Annotated in this window: 13 protein-coding genes; 5 read left to right on the top strand and 8 right to left on the bottom strand. The window is 61.0% G+C overall.

The window, feature by feature from the left end:
* Positions 1 to 70 precede the first annotated feature (70 nt).
* From alr to dadA, 3 genes are read right to left on the bottom strand one after another with little or no spacing between them, the layout of a single operon-like run.
* The gene (alr, locus tag QWI18_RS03790; RefSeq protein ID WP_369318245.1) at positions 71 to 1,144 is read right to left on the bottom strand and encodes an alanine racemase; all 1,074 of its coding nucleotides are present in this window, start codon (positions 1,142 to 1,144) and stop codon (positions 71 to 73) included.
* Positions 1,145 to 1,188: 44 nt separating this feature from the next.
* Positions 1,189 to 1,542 carry a RidA family protein gene (locus QWI18_RS03785; protein ID WP_065988247.1) on the bottom strand — a complete coding sequence of 118 codons (354 nt, stop codon included), beginning with the start codon at positions 1,540 to 1,542 and terminating at the stop codon, positions 1,189 to 1,191.
* A complete protein-coding gene (dadA, locus tag QWI18_RS03780) occupies positions 1,514 to 2,815 on the bottom strand; it encodes a D-amino acid dehydrogenase (RefSeq protein ID WP_369318244.1) in 1,302 nt (433 codons plus the stop codon). Before dadA ends, QWI18_RS03785 begins: the two co-directional genes overlap by 29 nt.
* A gap of 153 nt (positions 2,816 to 2,968) precedes the next feature.
* Here dadA and QWI18_RS03775 point away from each other — a divergent pair, with 153 nt between their 5' ends.
* The gene (locus QWI18_RS03775) at positions 2,969 to 3,457 is read left to right on the top strand and encodes an Lrp/AsnC ligand binding domain-containing protein (RefSeq protein ID WP_369318243.1); all 489 of its coding nucleotides are present in this window, start codon (positions 2,969 to 2,971) and stop codon (positions 3,455 to 3,457) included.
* A 34-nt stretch (positions 3,458 to 3,491) separates the two neighbouring features.
* Here QWI18_RS03775 and QWI18_RS03770 read toward each other — a convergent pair whose 3' ends face one another.
* Positions 3,492 to 3,845 carry a YkgJ family cysteine cluster protein gene (locus tag QWI18_RS03770; protein ID WP_065988244.1) on the bottom strand — a complete coding sequence of 118 codons (354 nt, stop codon included), beginning with the start codon at positions 3,843 to 3,845 and terminating at the stop codon, positions 3,492 to 3,494.
* Positions 3,846 to 3,998: 153 nt separating this feature from the next.
* On the opposite strand from QWI18_RS03770, the gene QWI18_RS03765 reads away from it, so the two are divergent.
* The gene (locus tag QWI18_RS03765; RefSeq protein ID WP_369318242.1) at positions 3,999 to 5,309 is read left to right on the top strand and encodes an NAD(P)/FAD-dependent oxidoreductase; all 1,311 of its coding nucleotides are present in this window, start codon (positions 3,999 to 4,001) and stop codon (positions 5,307 to 5,309) included.
* A 35-nt stretch (positions 5,310 to 5,344) separates the two neighbouring features.
* Here QWI18_RS03765 and QWI18_RS03760 read toward each other — a convergent pair whose 3' ends face one another.
* Complete coding sequence (locus QWI18_RS03760) at positions 5,345 to 5,578, bottom strand: DUF1127 domain-containing protein (protein WP_369318241.1); 234 nt, start codon at positions 5,576 to 5,578, stop codon at positions 5,345 to 5,347.
* A gap of 177 nt (positions 5,579 to 5,755) precedes the next feature.
* Between QWI18_RS03760 and QWI18_RS03755 the strand changes: the two genes are divergently transcribed.
* Together QWI18_RS03755 and QWI18_RS03750 are read left to right on the top strand one after the other, a co-directional pair.
* Complete coding sequence (locus tag QWI18_RS03755; RefSeq protein WP_296313558.1) at positions 5,756 to 7,183, top strand: PLP-dependent aminotransferase family protein; 1,428 nt, start codon at positions 5,756 to 5,758, stop codon at positions 7,181 to 7,183.
* A gap of 70 nt (positions 7,184 to 7,253) precedes the next feature.
* The gene (locus QWI18_RS03750) at positions 7,254 to 8,834 is read left to right on the top strand and encodes a phospholipase D family protein (protein WP_244160334.1); all 1,581 of its coding nucleotides are present in this window, start codon (positions 7,254 to 7,256) and stop codon (positions 8,832 to 8,834) included.
* Here the strand turns inward: QWI18_RS03750 and QWI18_RS03745 are convergent.
* Together QWI18_RS03745 and QWI18_RS03740 are read right to left on the bottom strand one after the other, a co-directional pair.
* Entirely contained in the window at positions 8,831 to 9,976 is a 1,146-nt protein-coding gene (locus QWI18_RS03745; RefSeq protein ID WP_369318240.1) for an MFS transporter, read from the bottom strand. The two genes, QWI18_RS03750 and QWI18_RS03745, sit on opposite strands and share 4 nt — an antisense overlap.
* A gap of 107 nt (positions 9,977 to 10,083) precedes the next feature.
* Positions 10,084 to 11,577: an aldehyde dehydrogenase gene (locus QWI18_RS03740; RefSeq protein WP_369318239.1), complete on the bottom strand. Its 1,494-nt coding sequence runs from the start codon at positions 11,575 to 11,577 to the stop codon at positions 10,084 to 10,086.
* 259 nt (positions 11,578 to 11,836) lie between these two features.
* Between QWI18_RS03740 and QWI18_RS03735 the strand changes: the two genes are divergently transcribed.
* The gene (locus QWI18_RS03735; protein ID WP_065988238.1) at positions 11,837 to 12,199 is read left to right on the top strand and encodes a cupin domain-containing protein; all 363 of its coding nucleotides are present in this window, start codon (positions 11,837 to 11,839) and stop codon (positions 12,197 to 12,199) included.
* Positions 12,200 to 12,277: 78 nt separating this feature from the next.
* On the opposite strand, the gene rpmG is transcribed toward QWI18_RS03735, so the two are convergent.
* A complete protein-coding gene (rpmG, locus tag QWI18_RS03730; protein ID WP_010225867.1) occupies positions 12,278 to 12,433 on the bottom strand; it encodes a 50S ribosomal protein L33 in 156 nt (51 codons plus the stop codon).

Genomic DNA, 12,433 nt, shown 5'->3' with positions numbered 1-12,433 from the left:
AATCAGCAAAGGGACTGGCGGCCATAACGTGCCGCGAAGGGGTGATTTGCAGGGGATCGGCGAGCGGCGATCAGGCCTCGGAATAGAGCCTTGGCACGCGCTTGAGATTGCAGAGAATCTGATAGGGAATCATGTCCGCGCTCGACGCAACATCACTGATCAGGATGTGCTTGCCCCACAGCTCGACGCGGCTGCCCACCCCTGCGCCCGGCACGTCGGTGAGGTCGACGCAGAGCATGTCCATCGACACACGCCCGAGCAACTGACTGCGATGACCGTCGACCATCACGGGGGTACCGGTGGGCGCCTGCCGCGGATAGCCATCGGCATAGCCCATCGCGACCACACCGATGCGCATATTGCGCTCGGCGACGAATGTACCGCCGTAGCCCACTGGCTCACCGACGGGCAGCTCACGCACGCAGATCACCCGGGACTCCAGGGTCATGACCGGCTGCAAACGATCGGCGACCGATTGCGACTGATCAAACGGCGTCGCGCCGTAGAGCATGATCCCCGGACGCACCCAGTCACTTGGCACGCTGGGCCAGCCCATGACGGCGGGGGAATTGCGCAGGCTGACTTCAGCGGCCAACCCGGCACGCGCCGATTGAAAAATCGCCACTTGCTCGTCGGTACGGCCGCTGTCGAGTTCGTCGGCGCGAGCGAAGTGGGTCATCAGGACAATCTTGGCGGCCTTGCCGCTGTTCAGCAGCCATTGGTGCGCCGCCTGAAAATCCGCGGGATGGATGCCAACGCGGTGCATGCCCGAATCCATCTTCAGCCACACATTCAGCGGCTTGCCGAGAGCGGTTTGTTCGATGGCATCGAGTTGCCAGAGGGAATGCACCACGCACCAGAAATCATGCTCGACGATCAGCGCCAGTTCTTCGGCCTCGAAAAAGCCTTCCAGCAGCAGAATCGGAGCCTTGATCCCGGCCTGACGCAGCTCCAGCGCTTCTTCAATGCACGCCACGGCAAAGCCGTCGGCCTCGGATTCCAGTGCCTGCGCAACCCGCACCGCGCCGTGCCCATAGGCATCCGCCTTGATGACAGCGAGCGCCTTGGCGCCAGCGGTGTCGCGCGCCAGCTGGTAGTTGTGGCGCAAGGCCTGAAGGTCGATAAGGGCGCGGGCTGGACGCATGGTGAGGCTTCTTGTGGGTCAATAGATGGATATAGGTGGATGAGCTACGGCAGCGCCGCAATCACCGACAGTTCAACCAGAATCTCCGGCTCGCACAGCTTGGCTTCAACCGTTGCACGCGCAGGGGCCAAGCCTTTCGGCAGCCAGGTGTCCCAGACGCTGTTCATGCCGGCAAAGTGCGCGTCGATGTCTTTCAGGTAGATCGTCACTGACAGAATGCGGGTCTTGTCGGTACCGGCCAGGTCCAGCAGTCGCTCAATGTTGTGAAGCGTTTCGCGGGTCTGTTGCTCGATCCCCGCCGCCATATCGTCGGCCACTTGCCCGGCAAGGTAAACGGTGCCGTTATGGACGACCAACTGGCTCATGCGCTCATTGGTGAGCTGGCGCTGAATGGACATGTTTTGCGATCTCCCTGGAACTGCCATAACGAGAAATATCGAGGCCTTCAGCACTGATTTGTGGCGTCTTGCGAGCGATAAGGTCAGCCAGCAATCTGCCTGAACCGCAGGCCATCGTCCAACCCAATGTGCCGTGACCGGTGTTCAGGAACAGATTGCGGTACGGCGTTGCGCCGACGATCGGCGTGCCGTCCGGCGTGGTCGGGCGCAGACCAGTCCAGAAGCTGGCCTGCTGCAGGTCGCCGCCGTGAGGATAGAGGTCGTTGACGATCATCTCCAGCGTCTCGCGGCGACGGGGGTTGAGCGACAGGTCGAAGCCAGCGATCTCGGCCATGCCGCCCACACGAATACGGTTGTCGAAGCGGGTAATCGCCACCTTGTAGGTCTCGTCAAGGATGGTCGACGTCGGCGCCATCGCCGGGTTGGTGATCGGCACCGTCAGCGAGTAGCCCTTGAGCGGATAAACCGGCGCCTTGATGCCAAGGGGCTTGAGCAGTTGCGGCGAGTAGCTGCCGAGCGCCAGTACGTAGCGGTCAGCCGTTTCGAGTTTTCCGTTGATGCGCACGCCGTTGATGGTGTCGCCCGCGAAATCAATGGATTCGATGGACTGGCTGAAGCGGAACTCAACGCCCAGCTTCACACACATCTCGGCCAGACGCGTGGTGAACAGCTGGCAGTCGCCGGTCTGGTCGTTCGGAAGGCGCAGTGCGCCGCTGAGGATGTTGCTGACGCTGGCCAACGCCGGCTCGACCCGGGCGATGCCTTCACGGTCGAGCACTTCATAAGGCACGCCGGCCTGCTTGAGCACGGCGATGTCCTTGGCGGCGTTATCCAGTTGCTCCTGAGTGCGGAACAGCTGAGTCGTGCCCAGGCTGCGGCCTTCGTAGGCAATGCCGGTCTCGGCACGCAACTCATCGAGGCAGTCGCGGCTGTATTCGGAGAGGCGAACCATGCGCTCTTTGTTCACGGCGTAGCGGTTCTGGGTGCAGTTGCGCAGCATCTGCGCCATCCACAGGTACTGATCGATATCGGCTGTTGCCTTGATGGCCAGCGGCGCGTGGCGCTGCAGCAACCACTTGAGGGCCTTGAGCGGCACACCCGGCGCGGCCCATGGCGAAGCGTAGCCCGGCGAGACCTGCCCGGCGTTGGCGAAACTGGTTTCCATGGCAGCGGCCGGTTGACGGTCAACGACAGTCACCTCCAAGCCCGCACGCGCCAGGTAATACGCACTGGTGGTACCGATTACGCCACTTCCAAGGACCAGAACGCGCATGTTGATTCCCTCATCGCGGATATCCGCTGACGTTTTCAAGTTTAAGCAAGGATGTGCGCAGTATAAAAAGGCCCGAGCAGTGCTTTTGACTATATAAACGCCTATATTCGGCGTTTCTTCTCGGCAACCGACGCTTTGGCAGAGGGCTTATCGATGCGCACCCAGCACCAGTCCAAACGCGAGCTGGACAAGATCGACCGCAACATCCTGCGCATCCTGCAAAACGATGGCCGGATCTCCTTCACTGAACTGGGCGAACGGGTCGGGCTGTCTACCACGCCATGCACAGAACGGGTTCGGCGCCTGGAGCGTGAAGGCATCATCATGGGCTACAACGCCCGCCTTAATCCGCAGAACCTCAAGGCCAGCTTGTTGGTGTTTGTCGAGATCAGCCTGGACAATAAGTCTGGCGACACCTTTGAGGAATTTCGCCGCGCGGTGCTCAAACTGCCCCATGTGCTGGAATGCCATCTGGTGTCAGGGGATTTCGACTATCTGGTGAAAGCGCGGATTTCCGAGATGGCGTCGTACCGCAAGCTGCTGGGCGACATCCTGCTCAAGCTGCCCCATGTGCGGGAGTCCAAGAGCTACATCGTGATGGAAGAGGTGAAGGAGAGTTTGTGCCTGCCCATTCCGGAATAAGCATCCGTAACGGGCTCACCCCAGCTGGCTTCGGCTAAACCAGCACCTGCCGCGTCGAGGCGATGAACTCATGCACCTGCTTCTCGGCGCGGGGGTGAATCAACACATCAGGGCGGCGGCCATTGGGGCATGGCAGGGTTTTCGTGGTGCCAAACAGGCGGCAGATCAGCGGACGCTCGTCGTAGACGGTGCAGCCATTGGGTCCCAGGTGTACGCAATTCAGCTCGTTGAGGGCCGCTTCCTGCTCGGCCGGCGTCTTGCGCGGTAAACGCGACATTTCTTCGGACGACGTGGTCACCGGCCCGCAGCAATCGTGGCATCCCGGGACGCATTCGAACGACGGAATCAGCCGCCGCAGATCGCGGATTTTCTCGCTGTTGCAGGCCATCGCGGCAGTTTCTCCTGTGAAAGGTACTGATTGTGCCCCAGCGCCTCTGAGACTGACACCCGGATGATCATCCACCGGCATTTTCTTGCCCGGGCACCCTGACCCCGCTACCCTCCGTAAAATTTTCCAAACAGTGCTCTCGGGATATTCAACATGAATGCTCGGCCTCCCCAGCCCGGATTGTCTGATCACGCGGCGTCTTACTACGCCGCTACTCGCCATACCCAGCCTGACGCCCCTGCCCTGCACGGCGAGGTCAAAACCGACGTCTGCATCATCGGCGGCGGATTTTCCGGGCTGAACACGGCGATCGAGCTGGCTGAACGCGGCTTGAAGGTGGTGCTGCTGGAGGCGCACAAGATCGGTTGGGGCGCGAGCGGGCGCAACGGCGGGCAACTGATCCGCGGCGTCGGCCATGATGTGGATCAGTTCAGCAATGTCATCGGCGAGGACGGCGTTCGTCAGCTTAAGCTGATGGGCCTGGAAGCGGTGGAAATCGTCCGCGAGCGTGTCAACAAATACCAGATCGACTGCGATCTGACCTGGGGCTATTGCGACCTGGCGAACAAGCCCAAGGAATTCGAGGGCTTTGCCAGAGACGCCGAAGAGCTGCGCAGCCTAGGTTACCGACATCCGCTTGAATTGATTGAAGCGCGCAACCTCAGCAGCATCATCGGGTCTCCCAACTATGCCGGCGCCCTGCTGGACATGGGCTCGGGCCATCTGCACCCGCTGAATCTCGCCCTTGGAGAAGCCGCGATCGCCCAGTCATTGGGCGTACAGGTGTTCGAACACTCGGCAGCGACGCGGCTGGAATACGGGGCAGAGGTCAACATTCATACAGCCCACGGACGGGTGCGCGCCAGTACGCTGGTGCTGGGCTGTAACGCCTATCTCAATGGGCTCGACGGGGAGTTGAGTGGCAAGGTTTTGCCCGCTGGCAGTTATGTCATTGCCACAGAGCCACTGAGCGAAGCACTCGCCAGCCAGCTGATTCCGCGCAATACCGCGATGTGCGATCAGCGTGTGGCGGTCGATTATTTTCGGCTGTCGGCTGATCGGCGCCTGCTGTTCGGCGGCGCTTGCCACTACTCAGGCCGGGACCCGAGCGACATCGCCGAGTACATGCAGCCGAAGATGCTCAAGGTGTTCCCTCAGCTCAAAGACGTGAAGATCGATTTTCAGTGGGGCGGAATGATCGGCATCGGTGCCAACCGCTTGCCGCAGATCGGGAGGCTGCACACGCATCCAAACGTGTTCTACGCCCAGGCGTATGCGGGGCACGGGCTGAACGCAACGCATCTGGCGGGCAAGTTACTGGCGGAGGCCATTAGCGGCCAACACAGTGGCGGGTTCGAGCTCTTTGCCAAAGTCCCTCACATCACCTTCCCCGGCGGCAAACATTTGCGCTCGCCGCTACTGGCGCTGGGGATGTTGTGGCACCGTTTCAAAGAGTTGGTGTAACCGGACTCGCCTCTGTGGGGCCACTGTCACAGCCCTCATTCGCGCCAGAAAGGCTTAAGGCCTTCATGGCGCGCCTGCTTACCGCTCAAGCCAATATCCTTCAGCTGCTCGTCAGTCAGTTTCAACAACGCGCGCCGACTGGCCCTACGATGCTGAAACAGCCCCCACATCCCCAGCCCTTCCAGCGCGTTGATGCGCGAGCCCGCTTCATGCTCACGGACCAGCTCCCCTGCATACAGCGTTAGCCGAACATCACTTATTCCGCTCATTTCCAGACACCTCATCGTGGGTTTCGAGTGGATTCATGATGTGTCTGTATGGAAAACCATTACAGATCCAAAGAATTATTATTCTTTGCATACAGATCGGTTTAATACCGCGCTGAATGCTGTATTTTCCCCACATCTGTATCGGTCTGCCGATCGCATCGCATGTGGGAGTACGCCATGACCCTGTACGTCAACCTCGCCGAACTGCTCGGCACGCGCATCGAAAACGGCTTTTATCGCCCAGGCGACCGGCTCCCCTCGGTGCGTGCGTTGAGTCTTGAGCATGGCGTCAGCCTGAGTACGGTGCAGCAGGCGTATCGATTGCTGGAAGACAACGGCCTCGCACTTCCACGCCCCAAGTCCGGGTATTTCGTACCGGCCGGCCGCAAGACGCCCGCCCTGCCTGCGATTGGCCGCCCCGCGCAGCGCCCGGTGGAAATCTCTCAGTGGGATCAGGTGCTGGAACTGGCGCGGGCCGCACCCAGCCCTGACGTCGTTCAGCTGGGGCGCGGCATGCCCGACGTCACCAGCCCCACCTTGCGCCCACTGACCCAGGCGCTGGGCAGGATCAGCCGTCGTTTGGACATGCCCGGGCTGTATTACGACAACATCCACGGTCGGCGCTGCCTGCGGGAACAAGTCGCCCGGCTGTTGCTGGATTCCGGCACCAACATCGATCCGGATGATCTGGTGATCACCACCGGCGCTCAGGAGGCACTGGCCATCTGCATCCGGTCGGTGTGCCAGCCGGGCGACATCGTCGCAGTCGACTCGCCCAGCTTTCACGGCGCCATGCAGGCGCTCAAGGGGCTGGGCATGAAAGCCCTGGAAATCCCCACCGACCCGCTCACCGGCATCAGCCTCGACGCGCTGGAGCTGGCGCTGGAACAGTGGCCGATCAAAGCCATACAGCTGACCCCGAGCTGCAACAACCCGCTGGGCTACATCATGCCGGAGGACCGCAAACGTGCGCTGCTGACCCTGGCGCAACGCTTCGATGTGGCGATCATCGAAGACGATGTGTATGGCGATCTGGCCTACACCTACCCGCGCCCGCGCACGATCAAATCCTTCGACGAAGACGGCCGCGTTCTGCTCTGCAGCTCGTTTTCCAAGACGCTGGCGCCGGGTTTGCGCGTCGGCTGGGTCGCGCCCGGTCGATACCTTGATCGCGCGCTGCACATGAAATACATCAGCACCGGTTCCACTGCGACCCAGCCACAACTGGCGATTTCCGATTTTCTCAAGGCCGGGCACTACGAGCCGCACATGCGCCGGATGCGCGGCCAGTACCAGCGCAGTCGCGACCTGATGACAGGCTGGGTCACGCGCTACTTCCCGGAAGGCACCCGCGTGAGTCGCCCTCAAGGCGGCTTCATGCTGTGGATAGAACTGCCGGAAGATTTCGACTCCTTGCGCCTGAACCGCGCGTTGCAGGGACAAGGCGTACAGATTGCCGTTGGCAGCATATTTTCGGCGTCCGGCAAATACAGAAATTGCCTGCGCATGAACTTTGCTGCCAAGCCGACCGCGCAAATCGAGGACGCGGTGCGCAAGGTCGGCGCTGCCACGGCGTTGCTCATGCAGCGCGCTGACCCTGCATAACGTTGTGCAGCTTTTAACCTTTTGGAGAAAGCGCGGTCATATCGCCATGACTGATTTTCGAATGACCGCGTTGATGAACTTACGGGCGGTGCCCCTCCTCCTGGCTCTTGCCCTCGGCCTCAGCGGTTGCGCACACACGCCCGCCCCCGACGGTCCGAGTCAGGCACTCCCGGCGGCGCAATCTTCTTTCGGGCGCTCGATCATGGCCCAGGCGGCGCCTCACGAGGGCCGCTCGGGCTTCCGCCTGCTGCCCAACAGCACCGAAGCCTTTATGGCCCGCGCCGAGCTGATTCGAAACGCCAAAACCAGCCTGGACCTGCAGTACTACATCGTTCACGACGGCCTGAGCACCCGGGCGCTGGTTGACGAACTGCTCAAAGCCGCCGATCGCGGCGTCCGCGTGCGTATCCTGCTGGACGACACCACCAGCGACGGGCTGGATGAAGTCATCGCCACACTTGCCGCGCACCCGAACATTCAGATCCGCCTGTTCAATCCGCTCAATCTGGGCCGCAGCATGGGCGCCACCCGTAATCTGGGTCGGCTCTTCAATCTGTCCCAGCAGCATCGACGCATGCACAACAAGCTGTGGCTGGCCGACGGCGCCGTGGCCATCGTCGGCGGGCGCAATCTGGGCGACGAGTATTTCGACGCCGAACCCAATCTGAATTTCACCGACATCGACATGCTCAGCGTGGGCCCGGTCGCCGAACAGCTGGGTCACAGTTTCGATCAGTACTGGAACAGCACGCTCAGCAAGCCGATCGATGACTTCCTTTACTGGCCGCCCGACCGCAAGGATCTGGCCACCGCGCGCGTGCGTCTGGCTGAGTCGCTGGATCAGGCACACGTGGACAAAAAGGCCTTGTATGAACGGCTGATGGACTATCGGCCTCACCCACGCATGAAGACCTGGCTCAATGAGCTGATATGGGCGCACAACCAGGCCTTGTGGGACGCGCCGACCAAGGTGCTGTCACGCGGCGAGCCTGACCCGCACCTCCTGCTGGCGACCCAACTGAGCCCTGACCTCGGCAACGTGCATAAGGAACTGATGCTGATCTCGGCCTACTTCGTGCCCGGGCAGGAAGGCCTGGTTTACCTGACCGGGCTCTCTGACAAGGGCGTGTCAGTGAACCTGTTGACGAACTCGCTGGAGGCCACCGACGTGCCGGCGGTGCATGGCGGCTATGCGCCGTACCGCCGAGCGCTGCTGGAGCATGGCGTGAAGCTGTTCGAACTGCGCCGCCAGCCTGGCGACCCGAGCAACGCCAAGGGCAGCGGTCCTGCATTTCTGCACACAAACCTGATCAAGGGCGGCTCGGAATCAAGCCTGCACAGCAAGGCGATGATCTTTGATCGGCAGAAAATGTTCGTGGGTTCGTTCAATTTCGACCCCCGGTCGGTGCTGTGGAACACCGAAGTCGGCGTGCTGGTCGACAGCCCAGAGCTGACCGAATACCTGCGCGAGCTGGCGCTTCAGGGCATGGCGCCGGCCATCAGTTATCAGGTCAAGCTGGAGAACGACCGACTGGTGTGGGTAACCGAGGACAACGGCAAAATCCATACCCTGTCCAAAGAGCCTGGCGACTGGTGGCGCCGGATGAACGCCTGGTTCAGCACGGCGGTCGGCCTGGAAAAGATGCTCTAAGCCGCCACCGCCTGCGCGCCAAATGCCTTGGGACGCCGGGACAGGATGACCAACCCCAGCGCGCCCGCCGCCATCAATAACGGCAGCGCCTGACCGCTGACCCATTGGCTGCCAGCGCCTGCCGCCAAGGGGCCGAGCAGGCAACCGATCCCCCACAGCTGAGCGACATGGGCATTGGCGCGCACCAGAGCGTCGTCGCGGTAACGCTCGCCAATCAGAATCAGCGACAGGGTGAACAGCCCTCCCGCACTGGCGCCGAACAGCACCCACAGCGGCCAGATGGCGATTGTGTCGACCAGCAGCGGAATCGCCAGGCTCGACACTGTCAGCACCAGTGCACACCCGGAGAACAGCCGCCGACGGGACACCCTGTCGGCCAGCGCGCCAATCGGCAGCTGCAGAAGCGCATCACCCACCACCACGGTACTGACCATCGCCAAGGCGATTTCAGGCGTGAAACCCTGCTGCAGGCAATACACCGGCAGCAAGGTCAGAATCATCGCTTCAAACCCGGCGAATAACGCGATGGCCCATGCAATGGCCGGCAAGCTCCGACAGAAGCCGCCGAGATCGCGCAGCGTGACATGGCTGGATTCCGCGCTCGGCGCGCCTGTTCTGCCCAGCAACAGAAACGGCGATACCGCCAGCAACAGGGTCCCGACCCAGAACCCGTAGTCTGCTCCCGTGCCAATGAAGCCCAGCAGCACCGGCCCGCCCAGCTGACTCAGTGCGTAGGAACTGCCGTACAGCGCCACCAGCTTGCCGCGCAGCCTTTCGATGACCAACTGGTTGATCCAGCTTTCGCCGAGCACGAACACAATGGTGAGGATTGTCCCGAGCATCAGGCGCAGGACCAACCAGATCCAGTAGTCAGGCAGTAACGCCAGCAAACCCACTGAAACCGACCCGGCCCACAGGCATAGCCGCATGAGGTTGGCGGTGCCGAGTCTTGAAGCGAGTCGGCTGGCAAGGCTGGCACCCAGTAGCACACCAATGGCCGGCATCGCAGCCATGACGCCGATGGCAAACGCGCCGTAACCCCAGGCTTCCAGACGCAGCGATACCAGCGGCATGCTCACGCCCAGCGCCAGGCCGACGCTCAATACCGACGCCAGCACGGCGAAATAAGTACCCCAACGCATCACCACGCTCCTGTGGCTCAAAAGGACGAAACAAAACAGCCGGGCTTTGAGTAAGCCCGGCTGCGTTGGTTTTTTACAGCGACTGAGGGTTGATCGCGCGCGACTCTCTACAGCTTGATCCAGGTCGCCTTCAGCTCGGTGTATTTGTCGAACGCATGCAGTGACTTGTCGCGGCCGTTACCAGACTGTTTGAAGCCACCGAACGGCGCGGTCATGTCGCCGCCATCGTACTGATTGACCCACACGCTGCCCGCGCGCAACGCCTTCGCGGTCAAGTGCGCCTTAGACAAGTCAGCCGTCCACACCGCCGCAGCCAGGCCATAAGGTGTGTCGTTAGCAATCTGAATGGCTTCTTCAGCGGTATCGAAGGTCAGCACAGAAAGCACCGGTCCAAAGATCTCTTCCTGAGCGATCTTCATCGCGTTGGTCACACCGTCGAAAATCGTCGGCTCGACGTAGGTGCCGCCGGTTTCCTGAAGGATGCGCTTGCCACCGACGACCAACTTGGCGCCGTCTGTGTGGCCAGCTTCGATGTACGACAACACTGTATTCATCTGCTGGGTATCGACCAGCGCGCCAACGGTTGTCGACGGATCGAGGGGATTGCCCGGCTTCCAGGCTTTCAACGCGTCGATCACCATCGGCAGGAATTTCTCCTTGATCGAGCGCTCGACCAACAGACGTGAGCCGGCCGTGCAGACCTCGCCCTGGTTGAAAGCAATGGCGCTGGCCGCAGATTCGGCCGCAGCCTGCAGATCCGGCGCATCGGCGAAGACGATGTTCGGGCTTTTGCCGCCGGCTTCCAGCCAGACGCGCTTCATGTTCGATTCGCCCGAGTAGATCAGCAACTGCTTGGCGATCTTCGTCGAACCGGTGAATACAGCGGTGTCGACGTCCATGTGCAACGCCAGCGCTTTACCCACCGTGTGGCCGTAACCCGGCAGCACGTTCAGCACGCCGGCCGGAATACCGGCCTCAATGGCGAGTTGAGCGACGCGGATGGCGGTCAGCGGGGATTTTTCCGATGGCTTGAGGATCACCGAATTGCCGCTCGACAGCGCAGGGCCGAGCTTCCAGGACGCCATCAGCAGCGGGAAATTCCACGGCACAATAGCCGCCACTACGCCAATCGGTTCGCGAGTCACCAGCCCCAGTTGATCGTGCGGGGTCGGCGCCACTTCGTCGTACAGCTTGTCGATGGCCTCGCCGCTCCAGCTCAATGCCTGGGCGGAGCCGGGAATGTCGATGCCGTAGGAATCGCTGATGGGCTTGCCCATGTCGAGGGTTTCAAGCAGCGCGAGTTCTTCAACGTTTTCGTTGATCAGCTCTGCCAGACGAAGCATGGCTGCCTTGCGCTTGGCCGGCGCCAATCGCGACCAGACGCCGGAATTGAACGTAGCCCGGGCGTTTTCGACGGCGCGCTGGGCGTCGGCGGCGTCACAACTGGCGACATGGGCGAGGAGGCGGCCATCGACCGGACTGATGCAGTCGAACGTCGAGCCGGATGCGGCGTCTGTGTATTCACCGTTGATGAAAGCACGGCCTTCGATTTTCAAATCCTGGGCGCGTTGTTCCCAGTTAGCATGAGTCAGGGTGGTCATGAAACGTCCTCCTCTTATGAAATAGGCGCGTCTTCGCACTCGAATCGGGCTTCAGGACAGTGCCTGACGCGTCATCGGATCGGCCGAAGGCATTCGCCACCCTAAACCAGCATTGGGCGGATTTCCAATATATTGGACATAAGCGGGCGAAATCTGGCCGGATCGTGCATTTTATTCAACAGTCCCCGCACTCGCTTGCGCTTTCCATCCGGCCCTCGGCAAGCAACAATCACGCAGCGCCCACTTTCAGGAATCAGATATGAGCATCGAAAGCATTGTCGACTTCAGCGAAGCCACTACTGCAGCGGAGCGTTTCACGCCTGCGGCTGAAAAGATCCTCAAGGGCGAGCCGAACCAGACGGTTTACAACCATTACAACAGTCCGTGCGGGCAGCTGAATGCAGGCGTCTGGGAAGGGGAAGTCGGTCAGTGGAAAGTGAATTACACCGAGCACGAGTACTGTGAAATCGTGCAGGGCGTCTCGGTCCTTCGTGACGAAGCAGGCAAGTCGAAAACCCTGCGCGCGGGTGACCGTTTTGTGATTCCTGCCGGGTTCAAGGGTACGTGGGAAGTGCTGGAAGCATGCCGCAAGATCTATGTGGTGTTCGAACAGAAGGCCTGAGCGTCAGGTGACCGACTTTATTTCACCCACAAAAAAGCCCGCATCGCTGCGGGCTTTTTTGTAAGACGCAAAAATCAATTACTTGATTTTGGCTTCTTTGTAGATCACGTGCTTACGAACAACCGGATCGAATTTTTTAATTTCGATTTTGTCCGGAGTCGTGCGCTTGTTCTTGTCGGTGGTGTAGAAGTGGCCGGTGTTAGCGGTCGACACCAAACGGATCAATTCACGCAT

Origin of the sequence: Pseudomonas sp. W2Oct36 (assembly GCF_041060465.1) — a bacterium.
Lineage (GTDB): Bacteria > Pseudomonadota > Gammaproteobacteria > Pseudomonadales > Pseudomonadaceae > Aquipseudomonas > Aquipseudomonas graminis_B.
This window is presented reverse-complemented; position numbering and strand designations above follow the sequence as displayed.